This window comes from Pseudomonas sp. efr-133-TYG-103a, assembly GCF_030209235.1.
Taxonomy (GTDB): domain Bacteria; phylum Pseudomonadota; class Gammaproteobacteria; order Pseudomonadales; family Pseudomonadaceae; genus Aquipseudomonas.
Genome location: NZ_JARVSK010000027.1, coordinates 1 through 22,919 on the forward strand (window position 1 = coordinate 1; position 22,919 = coordinate 22,919).

General features: G+C 61.2%; 22 protein-coding genes. 3 read left to right on the forward strand and 19 right to left on the reverse strand.

Annotated elements, in window-relative coordinates:
- Positions 1 to 75 precede the first annotated feature (75 nt).
- From QRN36_RS21935 to QRN36_RS21970, 8 genes are all read right to left on the reverse strand, one after another.
- Positions 76 to 666, reverse strand: coding sequence for a nucleotidyltransferase family protein (locus QRN36_RS21935; RefSeq protein WP_285425998.1), 591 nt, complete (start codon positions 664 to 666; stop codon positions 76 to 78).
- Between the two features lie 69 nt (positions 667 to 735).
- Positions 736 to 1,755, reverse strand: a complete 1,020-nt coding sequence (gene murB, locus QRN36_RS21940) for a UDP-N-acetylmuramate dehydrogenase (RefSeq protein ID WP_285425999.1) — start codon at positions 1,753 to 1,755, stop codon at positions 736 to 738.
- Between the two features lie 46 nt (positions 1,756 to 1,801).
- Positions 1,802 to 2,566: a 3-deoxy-manno-octulosonate cytidylyltransferase gene (gene kdsB / locus QRN36_RS21945; RefSeq protein WP_093469667.1), complete on the reverse strand. Its 765-nt coding sequence runs from the start codon at positions 2,564 to 2,566 to the stop codon at positions 1,802 to 1,804.
- Positions 2,563 to 2,748 (reverse strand): Trm112 family protein, encoded by a 186-nt coding sequence (locus QRN36_RS21950; RefSeq protein WP_003174668.1) that lies wholly within the window; start codon positions 2,746 to 2,748, stop codon positions 2,563 to 2,565. The genes kdsB and QRN36_RS21950 overlap by 4 nt, the downstream gene beginning before the upstream one ends.
- A gap of 17 nt (positions 2,749 to 2,765) precedes the next feature.
- A complete protein-coding gene (lpxK, locus tag QRN36_RS21955) occupies positions 2,766 to 3,761 on the reverse strand; it encodes a tetraacyldisaccharide 4'-kinase (RefSeq protein ID WP_285426000.1) in 996 nt (331 codons plus the stop codon).
- Positions 3,761 to 4,192 carry a biopolymer transporter ExbD gene (locus QRN36_RS21960; protein WP_093469673.1) on the reverse strand — a complete coding sequence of 144 codons (432 nt, stop codon included), beginning with the start codon at positions 4,190 to 4,192 and terminating at the stop codon, positions 3,761 to 3,763. Before QRN36_RS21960 ends, lpxK begins: the two co-directional genes overlap by 1 nt.
- A complete protein-coding gene (locus QRN36_RS21965; protein ID WP_285426001.1) occupies positions 4,189 to 4,863 on the reverse strand; it encodes a MotA/TolQ/ExbB proton channel family protein in 675 nt (224 codons plus the stop codon). Before QRN36_RS21965 ends, QRN36_RS21960 begins: the two co-directional genes overlap by 4 nt.
- 95 nt (positions 4,864 to 4,958) lie before the next feature.
- The gene (locus QRN36_RS21970) at positions 4,959 to 7,175 is read right to left on the reverse strand and encodes a DNA internalization-related competence protein ComEC/Rec2 (RefSeq protein ID WP_285426002.1); all 2,217 of its coding nucleotides are present in this window, start codon (positions 7,173 to 7,175) and stop codon (positions 4,959 to 4,961) included.
- A gap of 153 nt (positions 7,176 to 7,328) precedes the next feature.
- Here QRN36_RS21970 and QRN36_RS21975 point away from each other — a divergent pair, with 153 nt between their 5' ends.
- Positions 7,329 to 7,844, forward strand: coding sequence for a DUF2062 domain-containing protein (locus QRN36_RS21975; protein WP_285426003.1), 516 nt, complete (start codon positions 7,329 to 7,331; stop codon positions 7,842 to 7,844).
- Positions 7,845 to 8,461: 617 nt separating this feature from the next.
- Here QRN36_RS21975 and QRN36_RS21980 read toward each other — a convergent pair.
- From QRN36_RS21980 to QRN36_RS22000, 5 genes are all read right to left on the reverse strand, one after another.
- Entirely contained in the window at positions 8,462 to 9,427 is a 966-nt protein-coding gene (locus QRN36_RS21980; protein ID WP_285426004.1) for a hypothetical protein, read from the reverse strand.
- Positions 9,428 to 9,437: 10 nt separating this feature from the next.
- The gene (locus QRN36_RS21985) at positions 9,438 to 9,926 is read right to left on the reverse strand and encodes a type VI secretion system tube protein Hcp (protein WP_285426005.1); all 489 of its coding nucleotides are present in this window, start codon (positions 9,924 to 9,926) and stop codon (positions 9,438 to 9,440) included.
- Positions 9,927 to 10,211: 285 nt separating this feature from the next.
- A complete protein-coding gene (locus tag QRN36_RS21990) occupies positions 10,212 to 10,991 on the reverse strand; it encodes an ABC transporter permease (protein ID WP_093464120.1) in 780 nt (259 codons plus the stop codon).
- Positions 10,988 to 11,920 carry an ABC transporter ATP-binding protein gene (locus QRN36_RS21995; protein WP_093464117.1) on the reverse strand — a complete coding sequence of 311 codons (933 nt, stop codon included), beginning with the start codon at positions 11,918 to 11,920 and terminating at the stop codon, positions 10,988 to 10,990. Before QRN36_RS21995 ends, QRN36_RS21990 begins: the two co-directional genes overlap by 4 nt.
- A 171-nt stretch (positions 11,921 to 12,091) precedes the next feature.
- On the reverse strand, positions 12,092 to 12,715 hold the full coding sequence (locus QRN36_RS22000) for a glutathione S-transferase family protein (protein WP_285426006.1): 624 nt from the start codon (positions 12,713 to 12,715) through the stop codon (positions 12,092 to 12,094).
- Between the two features lie 306 nt (positions 12,716 to 13,021).
- Here QRN36_RS22000 and QRN36_RS22005 point away from each other — a divergent pair, with 306 nt between their 5' ends.
- Entirely contained in the window at positions 13,022 to 15,466 is a 2,445-nt protein-coding gene (locus QRN36_RS22005) for an acyl-CoA dehydrogenase (RefSeq protein ID WP_285426007.1), read from the forward strand.
- 54 nt (positions 15,467 to 15,520) lie between these two features.
- On the opposite strand, the gene QRN36_RS22010 is transcribed toward QRN36_RS22005, so the two are convergent.
- From QRN36_RS22010 to QRN36_RS22030, 5 genes are all read right to left on the reverse strand, one after another.
- On the reverse strand, positions 15,521 to 17,053 hold the full coding sequence (locus QRN36_RS22010; RefSeq protein ID WP_285426008.1) for a DHA2 family efflux MFS transporter permease subunit: 1,533 nt from the start codon (positions 17,051 to 17,053) through the stop codon (positions 15,521 to 15,523).
- 52 nt (positions 17,054 to 17,105) lie between these two features.
- On the reverse strand, positions 17,106 to 18,383 hold the full coding sequence (locus QRN36_RS22015; RefSeq protein ID WP_285426009.1) for an HlyD family efflux transporter periplasmic adaptor subunit: 1,278 nt from the start codon (positions 18,381 to 18,383) through the stop codon (positions 17,106 to 17,108).
- Positions 18,384 to 18,393: 10 nt separating this feature from the next.
- The gene (locus QRN36_RS22020) at positions 18,394 to 19,890 is read right to left on the reverse strand and encodes an efflux transporter outer membrane subunit (RefSeq protein WP_285426010.1); all 1,497 of its coding nucleotides are present in this window, start codon (positions 19,888 to 19,890) and stop codon (positions 18,394 to 18,396) included.
- Positions 19,887 to 20,360, reverse strand: coding sequence for a MarR family winged helix-turn-helix transcriptional regulator (locus QRN36_RS22025; RefSeq protein WP_093464101.1), 474 nt, complete (start codon positions 20,358 to 20,360; stop codon positions 19,887 to 19,889). Before QRN36_RS22025 ends, QRN36_RS22020 begins: the two co-directional genes overlap by 4 nt.
- Before the next feature lie 204 nt (positions 20,361 to 20,564).
- Positions 20,565 to 21,173 (reverse strand): tRNA-(ms[2]io[6]A)-hydroxylase, encoded by a 609-nt coding sequence (locus tag QRN36_RS22030; protein ID WP_285426011.1) that lies wholly within the window; start codon positions 21,171 to 21,173, stop codon positions 20,565 to 20,567.
- Positions 21,174 to 21,389: 216 nt separating this feature from the next.
- Here QRN36_RS22030 and QRN36_RS22035 point away from each other — a divergent pair, with 216 nt between their 5' ends.
- Positions 21,390 to 22,265: a universal stress protein gene (locus tag QRN36_RS22035; RefSeq protein ID WP_285426012.1), complete on the forward strand. Its 876-nt coding sequence runs from the start codon at positions 21,390 to 21,392 to the stop codon at positions 22,263 to 22,265.
- A gap of 57 nt (positions 22,266 to 22,322) precedes the next feature.
- Here QRN36_RS22035 and QRN36_RS22040 read toward each other — a convergent pair whose 3' ends face one another.
- Positions 22,323 to 22,796 carry a DUF1289 domain-containing protein gene (locus QRN36_RS22040; protein ID WP_093464099.1) on the reverse strand — a complete coding sequence of 158 codons (474 nt, stop codon included), beginning with the start codon at positions 22,794 to 22,796 and terminating at the stop codon, positions 22,323 to 22,325.
- Positions 22,797 to 22,919: the final 123 nt, after the last annotated feature.

A 22,919-nucleotide genomic window follows, 5' to 3' on the forward strand; every position in this document is an offset into this window, starting at 1 on the left:
ATGCATCGAGCGTTTTAAGGGTGAAACAGGTGTAAACCTATTTCAGGACTGGACACAGCGATAAGGAAAACCCGGTTATTTGAAAACCAGCGCGGCAGGCACGTCCACATCCCACAGCACGCCTGAGTCTTCTGTATGGAGCTCTTTGACGTTCGCCCCTTGAAACAGACGTCGGGCGCCCTTCTCGCCTGTCAATGCCATCAGTGAAGCACCGAAATGCCGACCAAAGCCCACCGGATGCCCGTACTTGCCGGCATGCACCGGGACGCTGATTGCGTCGTCCTCAAGGCTCGACGCAACGTACCGAAGGGTTTCGGGACTGATGAAAGGCATGTCGCCCAGGACGACGAGCCAGCCGCGATGATCAGGTTCGGCCGCCACGGCAGCGGCAATGCTGTCGCCCATTCCGGGCGAGTCCAGCACGACGACCTGACAACCGTGGCGCAGGGCGAGTTCGGCCACGCTGCAATAGTCGGGGCGGGTCAGCAGCACGATGGTGTCCGCGACGGTGCTGACGCTGACCAAAACCTGCTCGAGAACCGAGCGCTCGACCCCGTCACGCCCGGTGCATTGTGCCAGCAGCTTATTGCGATGGCTGCCGGCGACTTGACGAAAGCGGCTGCCCAACCCGGCGGCAAGCACGATGGCACACAGGGTTTCACTCATGCTTGACCTCTGTACTCGATGACAGACACGCCCTGACGGCAAAAACCACGGCAAAGCCCGGCCTGGACCTCAGTAGAGATTAGGCTCCATTTCCAGCGTCACGCCGAAGCGCTCGAGGACATCGGCCTGAATCCGCTGAGCCAGATTGAGCAGGTCCTGTCCGGAGGCTGAGCCATAGTTGACCAGTACCAGCGACTGCAAAGCATGAACGCCAGCATCGCCTTCACGAAAGCCTTTCCAGCCCGCTTGCTCGATCAACCAGCCCGCCGCCAGTTTGACCTGCCCGTCAGGCTGAGGATAAGTCACCAGACCGGGATGAGCCTGCTTGATGCGTGCAGCAACGTCGGTCGGCACCAGCGGATTTTTGAAGAAACTGCCGGCGTTGCCGAGGACTGCCGGGTCGGGCAGCTTCTCGCTGCGGATCGCACAGATCGCTTTGCTGACGTGCACAGGCGTCGGGTCCTTGATGCCCTGCTCCTCGAGGCGCTGGCGAACAGGACCGTAATCCAGGTGCAGTCGGGCAGCAAAGGTCAACGCAAAGCGCACCCGCAGAATCAGCCAGCGGCCGGTCTGATGCTTGAACACACTGTCGCGATAGCCGAAGGCGCAGTCCTGTAGCGAAAACTCCTTCAGCTCACCGTTGAGCCGGTCCATGGCGACCAGGCTGTGGAAAACATCTTTGAGCTCGACGCCGTAAGCACCGATGTTCTGCATGGGCGCAGCCCCGACCGTGCCCGGGATCAGGCTCAGGTTCTCCAGTCCGGCGAGGCCTTGGGCGAGCATGTCCTGAACGAACGGGTGCCAGGGTTCGCCTGCCTCTGCCTCGACGATGGCGCGATCGCAGTCCTCATGAACGATGCGAATGCCACGACTGGCCATGCGCAGTACCAGCGCATCGACATCACCGGTGAGCAACAGGTTGCTGCCGCCGCCCAACACCAACAGGCCGATGCGGTTCTGCGCCGAATAGGCCAGCGCTTCACGCACGTCCTCGTCGGTGCGCGCTTCGGCAAACAGGCGCGCACGCACGTCCACGCCAAAGGTGTTGTAGGGCTTGAGTGACACATCGGATTGCAGCTGCAGTGTCATGGGCGAACCTGCGTATGGGGCATCGAAACGGCAAAACCCATGCTCATCAGATCTCCAGCAAACGCCGCACGCGTTCCAGGTCTTCAGCGGTGTCGACACCCGCCGGAGGTGCTTCGAGGGCGTCCGCGACGTGGATACGCACGCCATGCCACAGGGCGCGCAACTGCTCGAGGTTTTCGGTGTTTTCCAGCCAGCACGGTCCCCAGCTGACGAAGTCATGCAGGAAACCGGCGCGATAGGCGTAAATCCCGATGTGGCGGCGGTACGGCACGCCTTCGGGCAACGTGTCGCGGCTTTTTGCCAGCGCATCGCGAGCCCACGGCAGCGGCGCACGACTGAACGTCAGGGCCAGGCCGTTGATATCGGAGCAGACCTTGACCACATTGGGATTGAACAGCGACGTCACGTCTTCGATGGGCTCGGCCAGCGTCGACATCCGGGCTTCGGGATGCGCAGCCAGGTTGTCGGCGACTTGATCGATCACCGCCGGAGGAATCATCGGCTCGTCACCCTGGACGTTGACGACGATGGCGTCATTGGCCAACCCCAGCAGCGCAGCGACTTCTGCCAGCCGGTCGGTGCCGGAGTTGTGGTCGTCGCGGGTCATCAGCACTTCGGCGCCGAACGCCTGACAGGCCTCGACGATGCGCGCGTCATCGGTCGCGACGACCACGCGCTCGGCGCTGCTTTTGCGCGCCTGCTCCCATACGTGCTGAATCATCGGCTTGCCGGCGATGGTTTTCAGGGGTTTACCGGGAAAGCGGCTGGAGCCGTAACGCGCGGGAATGACAACGGTAAACGGTGCGGTCATTTGTCCAGACGCTCGTCGGTGGTCAGGGTGCGGGCTTCGCTTTCCAGCATGACCGGAATGCCATCACGGATCGGATAGGCCAGGCCTGCGCCTTTGCTGATCAGCTCGGTTTTATCGGCGCTGAGCTTGAGCGGACCTTTGCAGATCGGGCAAGCGAGGATGTCGAGCAATTTGGTGTCCATAGGAAATCCTGAGCGAATCATGGCAGAAGACGGTTTAACTGCGAATCGAACCAACTGACGAAGGCAGCGGAAGGCACGGCTTCCACGGCCAGGTACCACCAGTCGGGGGCCGCGAAGGATGCACACTTCACGGCGTCTTTCTCGGTCATGACGATGGGCAGCGCGGGCGTGAACGCAAGGGCCTCTGCGCTGAACACCGCATGATCGGCGAATGCATGGGGAACAGGCCGCCAGTGTAGTCCTTCAAGGGTTTTGAAGAAACGTTGCGGGTTACCGATTCCGGCGACCGCATGCAGCGCCTGGCCTTCGGGAAAGTGATCGACCGGGTGACGCTCGCCACTCAGCAGATTGACCAGCGCGCTGGGCTGCAACTGAAACGTGTAGCCGTCATCGCGATCATCCGCCGCGCCGTTGTAAAGCAGCGCGTCGACGCTCTGCAGGCGCTCGACCGGTTCGCGCAGCGGGCCAGCCGGCAGGCAGCGCCGGTTTCCCAGCCCGCGAGCGGCGTCGATCAGCACCAGTTCGAGATCACGGGCCAGCCGGTAATGCTGCAGACCGTCGTCGGAAAGAATCAGGTCCAGCGGCTCCTGTGCCAGCAGGGCTCGCACCGCCCGGGATCGGTCAGGATCGATCATCAACGGCACACCCGTGCGTTTGACGATCAACAGCGGCTCGTCACCCGCCTGGGCCGCGCTCTGCCCGGCCGCCACGCGCCAGGGCAGGCTCGGCGGCGTGGCGCCGTAGCCGCGACTGACCACGCCGACCCGTAATCCGCGGCGACGGCAATAATCGATCATCCAGAGAATCAGCGGCGTTTTTCCCGTGCCGCCGACGGTGATGTTGCCGACCACGATAACCGGCACGGGGGCCTTGTAGATATCACCCTGGCCGGCGAGAAAACGCGCGCGCTTGCCGTGGACCACCCGCCGATACAGGCTTTCGAGCGGACGCAGCAAAGCCAGTGCCGGATGGCCTTTGTACCAGGCGTCAAGCAATCGGTCGGTCAGTGCCATCAGTTAGCCGATGCGGCCTCGACAGTGGTCATGCGCAAGTGAGCGAAACCCAGTTTGCCGGCCGCATCCATCGCCGTGATCACCGCCTGATGAGGCGTCTTGCCATCGGCGCTGATGGACAACGGTAGATTGGTGTCGCCACCCGATTCTTTCTGCAGGGCGTCGATGAGGGTTTCCAGCTTGCTGTCCGCCAGCAGCGTGTTATTCACCGAATACACGCCATCGGCGTTGATCGTGATGTCCACGTGCTTCTTGTCGACATCGTCGGCCGACGCACCGGTCACTGCCTGGGGCAGGTCGACGCGCAACTGGGTTTCCCGCGTGAAAGTCGTGGTCACGACGAAGAACAGCAAGAGAATGAACACCACATCGATCAGCGACACCAGATTGATGTCGATGGTCTCCCGAGGTTTGCGACGGCGGAATTTCACTTCTTCCTGCCCTCGCCACGCGCGGCGGCCTTGAGGTCAGGTTTGGCGCCGGTCAGATCGACATCGCGGTCGCCTTGCACCACTTCCACCAGTTTGATGGCTTCCTGTTCCATGCCGACCACCAGTTCGTCGACGCGGTTTTGCAGGTAGCGATGGAAAAAGATGGTCGGGATCGCCACGGTCAGGCCCGAGGCCGTGCAGATCAGTGCCTTGGCGATGCCGCCTGCGAGCATGCCCGCGTTGCCGGTCATGCCGGTGCTGGTGAACGAGCTGAAAATGTCGATCATGCCCAGCACGGTACCCAGCAGACCCAGCAGCGGCGCCATTGCCGCGATGGTGCCCAGCGTCGCAAGGTAGCGCTCCAGCTCGTGAATGACGCGGGCTGCGGCCTCCTCGATGCATTCTTTCATAATCTCGCGGCCATGCCGGGAGTTGGCGAGGCCAGCGGCGAGGATTTCACCCAGCGGGGAGTCGACGCGCAGTTCTTTGAGCTTGTCGCCGCTCAGTTGTTTGTCTTGAATCCAGCGCCACACCTGACCGAGCAGATGCGGCGGTGTGATGCGGCTGGCGCGCAGTGTCCAGAGGCGCTCGATGATGATTCCAACGGCGGCAATGGAACTCAAAATGATCGGTAGCATCATCCAGCCACCAGATTTGACCAGCTCCCACACAGCGACCACCCCCTGAAAAAAAGTGGCGCCACTCTAACATAGGCTCGCCGGATCGCGTCGTCGGCTGGGCAATCGCGGCGATGAATAACCGGACATCAGTCGCGCCAGAAGCGCTTGCTCTGGCGCTCCCCGCTCGCGTCCTGCCGAGCGCCCAGCTGCAGCGTGATGGCGCCCGATTCGGCACTGTCGTACACCCGCATGCCGGACCACTGATAGCGTGACATCACCAGCGGGTGCGGGTGGCCGAAGGCATTGTTGCGCCCTCGCGATATCAGCACGCTGTGGGCGCCGACCGCTCGCAGAAAAGCGCGAGACGATGAGCTGCGGCTGCCGTGATGAGGCGATTGCAGCCACTCGGCTCGCGCATCGAACCCATCGGCCAGCATGGCACGCTCGGCATCGACATCGATGTCGCCGGTCAGCAACAGACGTTCGCCCTTGGCCTCGACTTTCAGCACGCAGGACGCCTGGTTGCCTGGCGCCGCGTTTTCCCGGATCCACGTGGAAAAAGTCACTTCATCCCACGTCCAGCTTTCGCCGTTACGACAGGACTCGGCCTGCAACTCGGCAGGTAAACGTCCTACGTCGCCTGCCAGTACCCGGTCGACCGACAGCCCCTCGAGGATTGCCGCGGCGCCACCGGCGTGATCGGCGTCGGCGTGACTGAGCAGCATCACGTCCAGACGAGTGAGCCCGGCGCGCCGGATCGCGGGGAGCACCACTCGCTCGCCGATATCGAATTCGCCAAAGCGCGGCCCGGCATCGTAGAGCAAGGTGTGCTGCCGGGTTCGCAGCACGATCGCCAAGCCTTGGCCCACATCCAGCTGCTGCACCTGTACCTCGCCCGCCGGCACAGTCTGCTGGGGAGGGAAAACGCACAACGCCAGCAACGGCCAACCCAGCAGACGCATGGGCACGCCTTCAGGCAGCAACAACACGAGCGCGCCAAGCAGGCTGATGGGCCAGATCCAGCCGGGCACCTGCGGGCCGGACCACGCCGGGGCGACTTCGGCCATGACAGCGAGAAAGCGGAACAGCCAGTCCATCGAGCCACCCGCCAGCCAGAGCAGCGGCTCACCGAAGACAGGCAGGGCCAGCAACAGCGTCCCGAGCAACGCCAGCGGGAGAACGAAAAGGCTGATCCACGGCACGGCCAGCAGATTGACCGCGGGGCCGCTGATGCTCACTGGCAGGTTCAGCGCCAGCAGGACCGGCAGCAGACCGACGGCGATCAGCCACTGCGCCCGGGTCCAGCTTTGCAGCCAGGTCCAGCGACCCAGCCGTCCGCCGAAAATCAGCATGAGAATGCCCACCGCGGCGAAGGACAGCCAGAATCCTGGCCTGAGGCTGACCAACGGCTCAGTGATCAGCACCAGATTCAGCGCAATCAACAAGGGCCATGTGACACCCAGATGGCGAAAGCGCAGCCGCCAGAGCAGGACCAGTCCGAGCATCACGCAGGCTCTCTGCACCGGCACTTCGAAACCGGCGAGAGACCCGTAGGCCAGCGCGCCGCCGAAGGCAACGATGCAGGCACAAGGCAACCAGGGCAGACGCCGTGGCCATGCTCCCCAACGGGCAAGCCCGGCAACCAGCCCGTACAACAGACCGGCAAGCAAGCCGATGTGCGTGCCGGAGATCACCAGCAGATGGATGGTGCCGGTGTCTTGCAGCACCTGCCAGTCCTCGGGGCTGAGGCCTGAGTCGTCGCCCAGCACCAATGCCGCCAAGCCGCCTTGCCGGCCCTGCGCATCAACCGCGAGCAAACGCTGACGCAGGCCGTCGCGCCAGTTGCGTTGCGCAGGCGCGAGCATCTGTCCGTCGACCACAGTGCCGGTCGCGCCAATCCGCTGAGACAGCAGCCAGGCCTCATAATCGAATGCGCCAGGATTGACCAGACCGCCCGGTCGCTTGAGCTTGACCGCCAGCCGCCAACGCTCGCCACTGTTGACCGGCGGTCCGCCATACCAGCCCAGCCGGATCTGCTCGGGTAGCCGGGTCCGTCGGGATTCGGGCTGCTGCAGCTGAAAACGCACGACACCGTCGATGGTTTGCGGCAAACCGGCGACTCGGCCTTCCAGCCAGAACGTCTGGCCGTCATAGCGCTCGGGCAACCGGTCGTGCAGGGCCGACCTGGCCGAGAAGCACGCCCAGGCGAGGCCGAACAGAAAGAAGGCCAGCGGATACGTTCGAAACGGCAGCAGCATCAGTGCCACGAGCGGCATGACCAGCAATAACCAGACCGGCGGCAGCACGGGCAGAAAACGCAACAACAGCAATCCCGTCGCAAGCGCGACCATCCCTGTGCGCATAAGGCTTTCCTTGTCATCGGGTGAAATCCACCTTCATGACTTAGCCCACCCACGCTCCCGCCGATTTATTAATTGTCACAAAGTCTGAATTTTCGCAGGTCACTATCCGTGCATACTTGCCCGAATTTTCCGCCCTCACTGCCGGATTCACGTATGCCACGCCATCTGTTCAAGCGCTACATGCCCGATCCGAACAGCATCCGGGAACACAAGTCCTTACGATTTCTCGGCACCCTCCTGCATGATCCAAACCTCTGGCACCTCAACCGTCACTCGGTTGCGCGAGCCATGGGCATCGGCCTGTTCGCGGCGCTGATGCCGATGCCGCTGCAGATGCTGCTGGCGGCGATCCTCGCGATATGGGTCCGCGCGAACATGCCGATCGCCGTCAGCCTGTGCTGGCTGACCAACCCGCTGACCATGCCACCGGTGTTCTACATCACCTACAAGATCGGCGCGTTGCTGCTGGGGCTTCCACCGCGCAGCTTTCCGGACGAACTGAGCTGGGACTGGATCAGCGGCCAGCTGACCACGCTGTGGCAGCCGTTTCTGCTGGGCTCCGTGGTTGCAGGCGTGGTCGCGGGTCTGGTGGGGTATTTCGGGACGATGGCGTATTGGCGCTGGTGGGTCGGGCGGCAGTGGCGCAGGCGAAAGGCAAAAAGACGCTAACCGGAACACTGAAGTTGGGAGCGGCCTTGCTTGCGAATTCGGTCTGTGTGCACGTTGAGGTGAAAATGCACCGGCCTCTTCCCGGCTGAAGCCGGTCCTACAGATGCCGCAAGTTTTTCGTAGGACCGGCTTTAGCCGGGAAGGCTTCGGGGGTTATGCCAATGATCGAAATCGCGTTAGAGACAGTTGGCTCACTCCCAAAAGTTTGCGTCCTGCGCAGTCGCGGCGGCGTGCTGCGGTGATGGGACGCCCCTACCGGAATTTAATGACAGCGTAAAATGCGATCATGCATCCAAAGACCAGATGGAGGGCTAAGTAGTGCCAAAATACCTGTCTTCTCAATCTTTCAGGAACGCTTAAGTTGGCGTCTGCAGTTATATATCCTTTAGCGTGCATTGTTTGGGGAAATGTCAAAACTATCGACACCATGTTCATCCGCATCTGCCTTCCTATGATGCCGCCGCCCCAGTTGGAGCGAGTGTCCGATATGCACTTGCAGCCTTCGAGATAACCCTCGAGCAAATCGATTTTCCGATAAGCGAAAATGACCATGGTCAGTGTCGTCAAGAGCGTACAGCACAGGAGAATGAGGGAAAGAATACCCAAAGTCGGGGGCATCACTTTGGAGCCCAATCATAGAGCATCTCGCCTGCAAGTTCGCCGTACAACTCGCCCATTGCTCCTCCAGCATATCCGCCTACCAGCCCGCCCACTATTCCACACCCGAGGGAACTCAATCCTCCTGTTGGAACAGCGAATACGACTGTGCAGATGCTTGTCATCAAATAACCTGCAGCAGCGCCACCGATAGAACCGCTGGCGATTCCCGACACTAGTTTTGTGCCTTCCACGTAGTGGGCCCTTCTGCACAAGTCGTCTCTTCCAGCGGAGCACGCCTCCTTGACTTCCAGAGCACTCGACAAAACATTCATCCCTATGCCAACTGCTGATCCCTTTTTGAGTACTTTGACCGCCTTAGCGATACCGCCGATTTTCTTCGCATACCCCTGAATCTCCCCCGTATGCAAATAACTCTTCGTCGAGATCCCGAGCATCTTTTTGATCGACCCCTTCTTTCTCAACTTCGTCCCCCAGCGCGCAATACCTTGCAGTTGAATATCAAGTTTGGCGAAAAGGACTTTGCGTTGGTTGATGAACTCCTGTCGGGCGATGGGAGTACCTCGGGTGAGCGACAGTTTATAAAGCCGCTCGATGTCATCCAGCGTCTCCTTGATGCTCTCTAGGTGCGCACTCCAGCTGCTCGTCGCGGCGCCAAGCCCCAGCGATCCATATCCGAGCATGTGCTGCAACAGGTCATAGTTCTTGATGACGAGCCCATCGGCCCCGGCCTGATGCTGGCTCAGTTGTCTGCGCACGTTGCGGGCGTAGTCCATCAGTTCGGTTTCCTCAACCGTCACTGTGCGCGTCGAAAGGTCGCCCATCACCACAATCTGGCCGGGCATGACCACGACATTGAGGAGGTGCGCATTGAGCGTGTCGAACTTCGCGTTGCCGCCAACGCGGTTTTTCAGTGTGGCGTAGGATTGCATCTGTTCGTTGATAAAAACGTACGGCTTGGTCATGTCCGGCGCCTCAGCCGAAGCGCTTATTGGCGATGCGGTCCCAGCCGCCGGAGACATTGCCTCCTGCGCCGCCGTCGCTGCGTTTCTGTTGGGTGTAGACAATGTTGATCCGGCCAAAGTTGATCTGCACTTCTTCCAAAGGCTCGCCGCTTTCGCCGTTTTGCGAGAAGTCCGAGATAATGACTTCCTCAAGGCGCACTTCGTAGTATTTGAGCTTTTCGCCACCGGCGCGGTACAGACACAAAGTCAGTTCTTTAATGTGCTCGCCAGAGCAACTGGCTTCGAAGAGCCGGGCGCTGGATTTGTCCAGGCGCTTGGTGAAGCTGAAGTCCGTCAGGTTGGCCCGCCCCGAGCCCGCGCCGCCGTTCGAACTGGCGCTTGCCGAGGTGCTCTGGTTAACGCCGAAGTTATAGGCAACGATCTCGATCCAATCTTTGTGCCGCTGATCCAGTGACTCGCCTGCAATGCCGTCCAGTTTGATAAATCCGTCAAACGCCATGTCGCCGATTCCTTTCTGAGTGAAGTTCCTCAAGGATAGGGGCAGGCCAACGGAAGGGGTAAGGTGTGCGAGGAAGCAGGTTTTGCAGTTTCAGAACAGTCCTACGCGGGCGATGAGGGCTGTCTTACGGAATGTTCCGGGAGCGATTTCCCGCGGTCTGCTGCCTGGCAGCAGCAAACCCGGATAGTGAGTCATTTCAGCGAAGCCGGCGTCATCGGGTTGATGGCCGGGCTTCGCTGATCGCGGGGCAAGTCACGGGCCTGGGCGGTGCTCAGTGGCGGAACGTTACTGACGCATCCCGCGCCCGCTGACCAACAACCGCGCGCAGCCCAGATACAGGACGATGGTGGCCACGACCATGAAGGCCAGTGCGATGCTGATCTTGATGTCGGACACCCCGAGGATGCCGAAGCGGAAGGCGTTGACCATGTGCAGCACCGGGTTGGCGAGCGATACGGTCTGCCAGAACGGCGGCAGCAGGTTGATGGAGTAGAACACGCCGCCCAGGTAGGTCAGCGGCGTCAGCACGAACGTCGGGATGATCGAGATATCGTCGAAGTTGCGCGCAAACACGGCGTTGATGAAGCCCAGCAGCGAGAAGATCGTCGCCGTCAGCACCACGACCACCACGGTGACGCCCAGGTGATGAACCTGCAGATCGGTGAAGAACATCGACAGGATCGTCACGATCACGCCCACCGCCAGCCCGCGCAGCACGCCGCCGATGGTGTAGCCGATCAGGATCGTGTGCGGCGACACCGGCGACACCATCAGCTCCTCTACCGAACGCTGGAACTTCGCGCCGAAAAAGCTCGAGACCACGTTGCCGTAAGAGTTGGTGATCACTGACATCATGATCAGGCCCGGAACGATGTACTGCATGTACGTGAAGCCGCCCATGTCACCGATTTGCCGGCCGATCAGGTTACCGAAGATGACAAAGTACAGCACCATGGTGATAGCGGGCGGCAGCAGCGTCTGCGGCCAGATGCGCATGAAGCGACGCACTTCGCGATAGACGATGGTGTTCATGGCGATCAGGTTGGGGCGCAGCTCCGAACTCATACCGCCACCTTCGACAAGTTCTTTTCTACCAGGCCCACGAACAACTCCTCCAGGCGGTTGGTTTTATTGCGCAGGCTCAGTACCTGAACGTTTTGCAGGGCCAGTTGACCGAACAGCGCGGTAATCCCCACGGTTTTGTCGACCTGCACTTCCAGCGTATGGCTGTCCACCAGCCGCGACGGGTATCCCGCCAGCTGCGGTGCGGTCTGCATCGGGTCCTTGAGGTCCAGCAGGAAGGTCTCGACGTGCAGCTTGTTGAGCAGCGTCTTCATGCCGGTGTTTTCGATGATCGTGCCGTGATCGATGATGCCGATGTTGCGGCACAACTGTTCAGCCTCTTCCAGATAATGCGTGGTGAGGATGATGGTGATGCCCTTCTCGTTCAGCTCGGTGAGGAATGTCCACATCGAACGACGCAGCTCGATGTCAACGCCGGCTGTGGGTTCGTCGAGGATCAGCAAGCGCGGTTCGTGAATCAGCGCGCGGGCGATCATCAGACGACGCTTCATGCCGCCCGACAACGAGCGCGACGGCACATTGCGTTTGTCCCAGAGGCCCAACTGCGTGAGGTACTGCTCGGCGCGTTCTTTGGCGATCTTCGGCGGGATGCCGTAATAACCGGCCTGGGTCACGACGATGTCGAAAGTCTTTTCGAACTGGTTGAAGTTGAATTCCTGCGGCACCACGCCGATCGAGCGCTTGAGCTGCGCCGGATTGCGGTCCAGGTCATGACCGAAGATGTTGACCGTGCCGCCGGTCTTGTTGACCAGCGTCGAGATGATGCCGATGGTTGTGGATTTGCCGGCGCCATTGGGGCCGAGCAATGCGAAGAAATCACCCTCGGCGACGTCCAGATCGATGCCCTTGAGGGCCTGGAAACCGTTGCCGTAGGTCTTGGTTAGCTGCCGGATGGACAGAGCTGAACTCATGACTGAAAACACACCAATAGAAAGGAAAAAGGAAAGACTCACGAATACAAAAGTTAAAACCGCCGCGTCCGCTGAGGGGTTGCATGGGCGGCGTCGGCAATGTTGCTTGCCGACACCCCGCAAGTACAGCGAGATATATTGATAGTACTTATCAATGCAACGCGGTCAGCTTCAAGTCAGCGCGGTCATGACCGCCTTGCGGTACGCCTCGCGCTGCTGCAGACGCTCATACCAGGCTTTGAGATGAGGCAACTCGATGCGTTCAATCGGCATCTCGAACCAGGCATAAATAAAGCTGCCCAGCGGAATGTCGCCCATGCCGAACGCGCTGCCGGACAGGTAAGGCTGGGTCGCCAGGCATTTGTCGACGATGCGCAACATCCCTTCGATGGTGACCTTCGCGACGTTGATCTGCGCCCAGTCCTGCTGCTCGGCCGGTGTCCGCAGCACGCCCCAGAACACCGTCCGGAAAGGGCCGGCGAACGTTGAGGTGGTCCAGTCCATCCACTTGTCCGCTTGCGCGCGGGCCTTGGGATCGGCCGGGTACAGCGCAGTCTGCGCGCCGTACTGGGCGGCCAGATAACGAACGATGGCGTTCGACTCCCACAACACGAAGTCGCCGTCCTCGATCATCGGCACCACGCCATTGGGATTCTTGCTCAGGTACTCAGGCTGATCGTTGACGCCGAACGCACCGCCTGCGGCGATCGACTCGTATTGCAGCCCCAGTTCCTCGGCGATCCACAACGCCTTGCGCACGTTGGAGGAATTCTTGCGGCCCCAGATCTTCAGCATGTTTTTTATTCTCCCGCGCTGGAAAACAGCAGTAAGTGGCTATACCGGCGGGCGACAGTCTAAACCATCGACGCCGGGGAACGCTGATTTCAAAGCAGCCGCATGGCCTGTGGGAACGAGCCGGTCGCTTCACCGCGCCCGACGGTTGCAACGCTGCCCGATGCGGGTGTTCGAGCCACACCCTCGCCTGCATCGGCCAGCCCTCGAACTCCCATGACAGCACGGGGTCACTATCGATGCGCGGGCCAGAGCGGCCGACTGCGTTGCCGATGGCGCTCGAAGCGTCATCATCAAGGAGGGCTGTTTATGCTGTTGTTGTGGATCGTTGTTCTGGTGATCGGCGTGGCGCTGTTAGCGCATCGACGTGTCGCCCCCTTTCCCGCGCTGGCTATCGTCGCGGTTTACCTGCTGGCGATGGGCGCCTTCAGTCATGCCCATGGCTGGATGATCATTCCCTGGTTGCTGTGGCTGGCCGTCGCGCTGCCGCTGGCTCTGCCGGACCTGCGCCGCAAACATTTCAGCGCGCCGATGTTCGCCTGGTTTCAGAAAGTGTTGCCGCCGATGTCCGAAACCGAGCGCGACGCGATCGATGCGGGCACGGTCTGGTGGGACGGTGAGCTGTTCAGCGGCCGTCCGGACTGGGACACGCTGCTCAGCTATCCGAAATCCCGGCTGACCGAGGAAGAACAAGCGTTCATCGATGGTCCCACCGAAGAGCTGTGCGCGATGGTCAGCGACTGGGAAATCGGTCAGGCCATGGACTTGCCCGCCGAAGCCTGGGCGCACATCAAGGCACACGGCTTCTTCGCCCTCATCATCCCGAAAGAGTACGGCGGCAAAGGCTTTTCGGCCTACGCCCACTCGCAGGTGGCGATGAAACTGGCGACCCGCAGCGGCGACCTCGCCTCGACCGTCATGGTGCCCAACTCGTTGGGGCCAGCCGAGTTGCTGCTGCATTACGGCACTGACGAACAGCGCAACCACTACCTGCCTCGCCTGGCGCGCGGCGAAGACATTCCGTGTTTCGCCCTCACCGGCCCATTGGCAGGTTCGGACGCGGGAGCGATGCCTGACACCGGCATCATCTGCAAGGGTCAGTGGCAAGGCGAAGAAGTCATCGGCCTGCGTCTGAACTGGGAGAAGCGTTACATCACGCTCGGCCCGGTCGCTACCCTGCTCGGCCTTGCGTTCAAGGCGTACGACCCTGAGCATCTGTTGGGCGAGGAAGAAGATCTGGGCATCAGTCTGGCGTTGATTCCCACCGACACACCGGGCGTGGAAATCGGTCGTCGCCACTTGCCGCTTGGCGCCGCCTTCATGAACGGCCCCAATTCGGGCAAGGACGTGTTCATTCCGCTGGAATACCTGATCGGTGGGCAGGCCATGCTCGGCAAGGGCTGGATGATGCTGATGAATTGCCTGTCGGTGGGACGCTCGATCTCCCTGCCGGCGGTCGGCACCGGTGCCGCCAAATACACCAGTCTGGTGACCGGTCAGTACACGCAGATCCGTCAGCAGTTCAACGTGCCGCTGGCAGCCTTCGAGGGCATCCAGGAATCGCTGGCTCGCATCGGCGGCAACGCCTGGCTGATGGACAGCGCGCGCATGCTGACCGCCAACGCCGTGGACCTCGGGGAAAAGCCGTCCGTGCTGTCGGCGATTCTCAAATACCACCTGACCGAACGCGGTCGCGAGTGCATCACCCACGCCATGGACGTGCATGGCGGCAAAGGCATCATCATGGGCCCGAACAACTATCTGGGCCGTTCGTGGCAAGGGGCGCCGATCTTCATCACCGTGGAAGGCGCCAACATTCTTTCGCGCAACCTGATGATCTTCGGCCAGGGCGCGATCCGTTGCCATCCGTTCGTGCTCAAGGAGATGGCCCTGGCCGGTCGTGAAGACCAGGACCGCGCGGTGGTTGAGTTCGACGGCCTGCTGCTGCAGCACATTGGTTTCGCCGTGCGTAATGCCGCCAGCACGCTGGTGCTCAATCTGGGTTTCGGCCACTTCGAACGCATGCCGGGCGACCGTCTGAGCCAGGGTTATTTCCGCGCACTCAACCGTCAGGCCGCGGCTTTCGCCATGCTCGCCGATTTGAGCATGATGCTGCTGGGCGGCGAGTTGAAGCGCCGCGAACGACTGTCAGCGCGCTTGGGCGATGTGCTCAGCCATCTTTATCTGGCGTCGGCGGCGCTCAAGCGCTTCCACGACCTGGAGTATCCCGATGCACTGGTTCCTTTGTTCCGCTGGTCGATGGAGGAAGCGCTGGGTGAGTCGGAACGCGCACTCGATGAACTGCTCAGCAACTTCCCGAACCGCGTGCTCGGGGCGATGTTGCGGGTCATCGTCTTCCCGTTCGGCCGGCGCCACAAGGGAACTTCGGACCTGCTCGACGCCGACGTCGCCGACATTCTCGGCCGCGCCAAAGGGGATCCGGCGCTGGAGTCGCTGCTCGCCGGCTGCTATCGCCCGACCTCTGCAGACGATCCTGTCGGCGCGTTGCAACACGCAAGCGACCTGCTCGGTGCCGCGAAAAGCCTGCACGGCAAACTGCATCACGGCGTGAAAAGTGGTCAGGTCAAAGCGGCGGGCGGCGAGCATGTGATCGATGCGGCGTTGAATGCCGGCGTGCTGCAAGCCGCCGAGGCGCAGACGCTGCGCGAGGCGGAAGCAGCACGGCGCAAGGTGATCGACGTGGATGACTTCGACAAGGAAGAGCTGACAGCGAGCGAAGGAAAAATCCGCTGAGCCTGTCAGTCGTCTGAGTGGCACAAAGGCGCTTCCCGAGGGGAAGCGCCTTTTTTAATGCCCGCCGCCGGGTCCGGCCTTGGCAGTAAACGGAGGTTTGGCCAGCCAGATGATCAGAATCAGCGTCAGGAATATCCAGCCCATCATGTAGAAGTAGTCCACGGTGGACATCATGTACGCCTGACTGGTGACCATGCTGTCGAGCTGCGCATAGGCCTGATTGCTCGCCCCGCCCAACGTTTCCAGCGCATGCCGCGTCGTCGGCTCGTAGCTGTTGACGTTCTCGCTGAGGTACGCGTGGTGCTGGTTGGCCCGGCGGATCCAGATCCAGGTCGTCAGCGACGCCGCGAAACTGCCGCCCAGGTTACGCAAAAACGTCGCCAGCCCCGAGCCGTCGGCAATCTGTGACGGCGGCAGGTCCGACAGCAGAATGCTCAGCGTCGGCATGAAAAACAGCGCAATGCCCGCTCCCATGAACAGCTGCACCAGCGCGATGTGGGTAAAGTCGACCTGGCTGGTGAAGTCCGCGCGCATGAAGCAGCTCATGCCGATGCCCAGAAACGCCAGCCCTGCCAGCAGGCGCAGGTCGAACTTGTGCGCATATCGACCCACGAACGGCGAGGCCAGCACCGGCAGCACGCCGATCGGCGCCACAGCCAGCCCCGCGTAGGTGGGCGTGTAGCCCATTTGCGTCTGCAACCACTGTGGCAGGATCAGGTTGATGCCGAAAAACCCTGCATAACCGAACACCAGACAGATCGTCCCGACCCGGAAGTTGCGATAGGAAAACAGCCGCAGATTGACCACCGGATGATCATCGGTCATTTCCCAGATCACGAACGCCGCCAGGCCAATGGCCGAAATGACCGTGCCGATGACGATGAAATTCGACTCGAACCAGTCCAGGTCATTGCCCTTGTCGAGCACGATCTGCAGGGCGCCCACACCAATGATCAGGGTGATGAGGCCCACATAATCCATCGGCTGACGACTGGTCTTGACCGGGCGGGCGGCCATTTGCGTGCGCACCACGAACGCGGCGAACAAACCGATCGGCACGTTGATGAAGAAGATCCACGGCCAGGTGTAACTGTCGGTGATCCAGCCACCGAGGATCGGCCCGGCAATCGGCGCGACCACCGTCACCATCGCCAGCAGTGCCAGCGCCATCCCCCGTTTCGCGGGCGGATAGACCGCGATCAGCAGCGTCTGCGTCATCGGATAAAGCGGCCCGGCGACGACGCCCTGTACGACCCGAAAACCCACCAGTTCAGGCATCGAGGTGGAAATTCCGCAGAGAAACGAGGCCATCACAAAAAGCAGCGTGGCCCAGATGAACAGCTTCACTTCACCAAACCGCCGACTGAGCCAGCCGGTCAGGGGCAAGGCAATCGCGTTACTGACCGCGAAAGAGGTGATGACCCACGTGCCCTGCTCCGAACTCACCCCGAGGTTGCCGGAAATCGTCGGCAGCGCGACGTTGGCAATCGTGGTGTCGAGCACCTGCATAAAGGTCGCCAGCGACAGGCCTATCGTCGTCAACAACAGGCTTGGCGGCGTAAAAGAAGCGGGAGCGTTGTTACTCATCGCACATCCTTTGACACTCAAATGTCGCTCCGGCCAAGGCCGGAGCCATAGGTCAGCGCTGGGCCGTCTTGCCGGGAGCCGATGCGCTGTTTTCGTGGATCAGGCGTGCGATCAGCGTGTCGGCATCAGCCAGTTGCTTGACGTAGACGTCTGTGGTGAACGACGCCTGCTTGGGCGGCTGCTGCGCCAGGACCGGGCCGCTCTGGTCGTGCAGATTCACATCGACGACCGTCGACAGGCCGATGCGCAAAGGATGCTGCGCCAGCTCGTCGGGATTGATGTGAATCCGCACCGGGACGCGCTGCACGATCTTGATCCAGTTGCCGGTGGCGTTCTGCGCGGGCAGCAGCGCGAATGCGCTACCGGTGCCGGCACCGACACTGTCCACCGTGCCGCTGTACTTGACGTCACTGCCGTACAGGTCAGCTTCGATGTCCACAGGCTGGCCAATGCGCATCTGGCCCAGCTGGGTTTCCTTGAAGTTGGCGTCGATCCACAGCTGATTCAGCGGAATCACCGCCATCAGCGCCGTGCCCGGCTGAACCCGCTGCCCCAACTGCACGGTACGTTTGGCGACATAACCGGTGACCGGCGCGATCAACGTACTGCGCGCGCTGTTCAGGTAGGCCTGACGCAACTGAGCGGCGGCAGCCTTGACGTCCGGGTGCGACGAAACCTGCGTGTCGTCGACCAGCGCGGTGCTGGTCGCCAGTTGCTGCTGGATGTTGTTGAGGGCGTTCTGCGCACTGGTCAGGTCGTCCTTGGCGTGGGACAGCTCTTCCTGGGAAATCGCTCCGCCGGCGGCCAGATTGCGCCGACGGTTATAGTTGTCCTGAGCCTTCTGCACTTCGGCGCGCTGCGCGGCCAGCTGGGCTTTCATGCCGTCTACGTTGCTGTACAAGCCACGGACCTGACGCACCACTTTACCCAGGTTGGCCTCGGCGCTTTGCAGCGCGACTTCCGCGTCGTTCGGGTCGAACTGAACCAGGACCTGCCCTTCGCGGACCAGATCACCATCATCGGCGCCGATGCTGACGACGGTGCCGGTGACCTGCGGCGTGATCTCGACCACGTTGCCGTTGACATAGGCGTCATCGGTGCTCTCGTACCAGCGGCCGTACATCTCGTACCAGCCCCAGACGCCAAGACCGGCCAGCACCACAACCACCGCAAGGCCCACAAGCAGCCATTTGCGCTTGCGGGGATTGCGGGCCGGCTGGCCTTGTTTGTTACCGGAGTCCTGCGAGTCCTTTGCGGCGTTCTGGGCATTCTGGCCCTGAGCGTCCTTTTGTTCGTTTGCAGCGTTGTTTTCGTTATCGGCAGTGGCCATGACGAGTACCTTAATGGGTCAGCGAAGCAGTTGACGGGACAGCCGGGGCGGCGTTTTCGCCGGGTCTGCTTTCTTCGAAGCCTCCCCCCAGGGCCTGCATCAACTGGATCGAGAGATCGATTCGTTCCGCGTTGAGATCAGCCAGTTGGCGCTGCGACTGCAGCAGTTGTTGCTCGACGCTCAGCACATCCAGGTAGTTGCCGATGCCGGACGAATAGCGCTGAGTGGCGGTGTTGAAGGATTTCTGAATGACGTCTGTCGCCTGCTGGCGCGCGTCGATCTGCGCACCGATCGCGCGCAACTGGCCGATGTTGTCGCTGACATCGCCCAAGGCGCGCACCAGGCTCTTGTTGTACTGCGCGACCGCGAGGTCGTAATCGGCATCGCGCGCATCGAGATCGGCGCGTCGACGGCCGCCGTCGAAGATCGGCAACGAAACCGTCGGCGCGACATTGAAGAAGCGACTGGCCGAGCCGAACATCGCATCGCCCAACAGCGACTCCACGCCTGCCGACGCGCTCAGATTGAGGTTCGGGTAGAAGTTGGTCTTGCTGGCAACGATGTCCTTGCTCGCCGCCTCGACCCGCCAGCGCGCCGCCACCAGATCAGGACGACGACCCAACAGCTCGGCCGGCACCACCGATGGCAACGCCACCACAGCAGGCTTCAGAACATTGGGCCGAACGAGCTCTTCGCCGCGATCCGGGCCTTTGCCCATTAACACCGCCAACGCGATCTTCGCCGAGCGCAGGCGTTTTTCTGCATCGACCAGCGCCTCGCGGGAGCCGGCTTCCAGACTTTCGGTCTGCTGATACTGGTATTCGCTGTCGATCCCGGACTTGAAGCGCCGTGCGCCCAGTTCCAACAACTGGCGTGTGCGCTTGAGGTCTTCGGCGGCCAGATCGCGTACCACGTAGGCCTGCCCCAGATCGCTGTAGGCGCGTGCGACGTTGGCGGCGAGCGTCAATTGCGCCGCGCGCTGGTCGATTTCGCTGGCGCGGGCCTGGCCAAGGGCCGCTTCCCACGCGGCACGCTGTCCGCCCCACAAGTCGAAGTTGTAATTGAAATTCGCACTCAGGCTGCGCAGAGTGCTGTAACGGCTGCCCTGCCCCAACGGGTCCTGATCGCGGGCCAGACGCGAGCGGCTGACACTGGCGTCGGCATCGACCGTCGGCATCCGGTCAGCGTCGGCGGCGTAGGCGGCGGCACTGGCCTGATGGCTGCGTGCAGACGCGATCTGCATGTCAGGGCTGTCACGCAGGGCCTCGGTGATCAGGCCGTTGAGTTGCGGGTCGCCCAGGCTGGTCCACCAATCCGGCCGAGGCCAGGCCGCGGCGGACAGATTGACGCCCTTGAGGCTTTGTCCGGCCTGCAACGTGTTGGCGTCCAGACCCACGCCTTCAGTGTCCAGGCCTTTGGAACTGGCACAACCGGCCAGCACCATCGCCCCGAAAATCAGGCTCAGAGAGGTGCGCAAGGCAGCGCCCTGTTTGCGTTGAATGTTCATCGTTCGGCAATCCTGGCGAGCGTGATGGGATCGGCCGAGGCAACCAGAATCTTGGTGAGGATCTTTTCCAGCATGGCCAGTTCGCTGTCGTCCAGCACGCCGACCATCTCGTTCATCGCCTGAGCGCCAATCTGCGGGAGCAGATCGGACAGCGCCTTGCCGCCCTCGGTCAGCACCAGCCGGATCTGCCGACGATCCACTTCCGAACGCGTGCGGGCGAGCAGGTCTTTCTGCTCCAGACGGTCCAGCATGCGGGTCATCGAACCACTGTCCAGCGAGAGCATGCGGCATAGATCCGCAGGCGCTTCGGCACCGAATCTGGCGATCATGATCAACACCTTGAACTGCTGGGCAGTCACGCCCTGCGGCTCAAGATGCTTGTCGAGGATGCGGTTTTTCAGTTGTTCAGTGCGGCCCAGAAGCATGCCCAGCAGGCTGTCCTGGAAATTTTCAGGAGTGAAATGCGCCATTGATAGTCACCAATTATCTGCCTAGGCAGTAAGTGGGTGAAAATATAACTGCCTAGGCAGCTAACACACAATGAAACATTTTTTAGGATGCAAAGTTTCAGACAAACGTGTTTGCCGAATGCAGATCCGAAGGATGTCGCCAGTCTCGCTGGCGCAGGGCGAATGGCGGACAGGCGCACGAAGCGCCTGATCAAAGAGAAGGGTCTAAAACGCCGGCACGCCGCTATGGAAGCGGAAGTCTTCATCCGGGCTTTCGATGAGTTCGCGTTCGGCCAAGCGGATTTCTTCGATCTTGGCGTCCACGTCGGCCTCGTCGCCATAGGTGTAGGCCAGCTTCAGATAGTCCTGAAAGTGCCGCGCTTCGGACTTCAACAGACTGGCGTAGAACTTCGACAGGTCCGCATCCAGGTGCGGCACCAGCGCAGCAAACCGCTCGCATGAGCGCGCCTCGACGATGGCGCCGACGATCAATGCGTCGGTCAGGCGATAAGGGTTGTGGTTGCGCACCCGCTTGCGCAGCGACCCGGCATAACGCGCCGAACTGATGTTGGCCATCGGAATGCCACGCTTTTTGATGATGCCGATCACCTGTTCGAAATGACGCAGTTCTTCCCGGGCCAGACGCGACATCTTCGCCAGCAGGTCGAACTTGTCGTTGTACTGGAACATGAACTGAAAAGCGGCGCCGGCAGCCTTCTTTTCGTTGTTCGCATGGTCGATCAACAGAATGTCGAGATTGCGCAGGGCCGCCTGAACCCAGCTGTCCGGGGTGGGGCAAAGCAGGAAGGCGTCGACTTCTGGATAAATCTGCATGAGTTCACAACTGACTGGCTGGGCAAGGCGCAGCATTATACGGGGCCTGCCGGGCAGAACCAGCCTTGCCCCATCAAAAGGCTGAACCTGATCGGCTCCCTGAGTGAGCGCAGGCATCTATAGTGAAATGGCAGGTGAAACCGCAAGTGAAAAAGGAAGAGTCAACAGGCGCCGATGACCGAAGGTTTCGGGACGCCTTTCAGGGGAGATCAGCTCATGCAATCGATTCGCAGGATTCTCGTAGTCATCGAGCCCGACGCCGAAACCGATCAGGCTGAAAGCCTGGCCATGCGCAGGGCGTGCCTGCTCGCCGATCACACTGGGGCGAGCCTGCATCTGCTGGTATGTGACAAACATTCCAACCATGCCGAGTTGCTGACGACGCTCAAGCACGACCTGCTCGCCGAGGACTTCAATGTCACCGCCCAGCAGGACTGGCATGAAAGTGTGCACCAGACCATCATCAACGTGCAGCAGGCCGAAGGCTCGGATCTGGTTATCAAACAGCATTTCCCCGACAGCCCCCTGAAGAAGGCGCTGCTGACGCCCGATGACTGGAAGCTGCTGCGCTACTGCCCGTGCCCGGTGTTGCTGGTCAAAACCGACCGACCGTGGAAAGGTTCGCCCGTGCTGGCAGCGGTCGACGTGGGGAATCCGGATGGCGAGCATTGCGCCCTGCATCACAGCATCGTTCAGTACGGCTATGACCTGGCCCGTCTCACGGGCATTGACCTGCACGTCATCACCGCCCACCCCTCCCCCATGCTGTCCGCCGCCGACCCGGTCTACCCGCTGTCAACGGACGTCGAAGCGCAGTATTGCGAGCAATGCCGGGCGTTCCAGGCCGAATTCAACGTCGACGACAGCCACCTGCATATCGCTCAAGGGCCAGCGGACGTCTTGATCCCTCACACGGCGCATCATCTCAAAGCCGCGGTGACGGTGATCGGTACGGTGGGCAGGACAGGCATTTCCGGCGCGTTGATCGGCAATACCGCAGAAGTGGTGCTCGACTCACTGGAAAGTGACGTGCTGGTGCTCAAAAGCGAGGAAATACTCAAGCACCTGGAAGAGGCGCTGGCGAAGGGTTGATGGGCTGGCGACTGGCGCAATCGCCGACAAGCGCGCCCCGCAGTGCGTCTGACGCGATCAAACCCCGCCCATGGCGTCCTTCAGAAAGCCTGGCGCGATGTAGCGTTCATAGTGCGCTTCGGAGAGTAGGAAAAATTCCCGATCAATGGCATCTCGCAATTCGGGCAGCGACCAGTCGCGGAATTCAGGCAGCAACACCATGCCGTAGGCGTCCAGCTGATTGATGACGCGCGCGCCGCGAGCGATCAACTGATAGGCCCAGCAGTATTCGGACTGCTGCGGCACGAAGCGGATCTTGCGTTGTTCCAGTTGCAGGCGCAGCTTGTGGGGATCGAACACTTCGACTTTTGCCGCCATGACCTGCACCAGCAGCTGCTCCAGGCGTAACCACACTGCTCGCTTTTCATCTTCGTTGTAGCCATTCCAGTGAATGACCTCGTGATGAAAACGCTTGCAGCCGCGACACACCAGGTCGCCGTAGACGGTGGAACACAGCCCCACGCAGGGCGTTTTGATGATGTGGTTGGGCATGGCGGGAAGACACGGCGGCGGACAAAACGAGCCCGCATGTTAGCCCTTTGTCTAACGCGGTACACCCCTGAAGATGTAGGGGCTAACTTACCTTTAGTTTTTTTTTGCCGTAGAATCACCGGG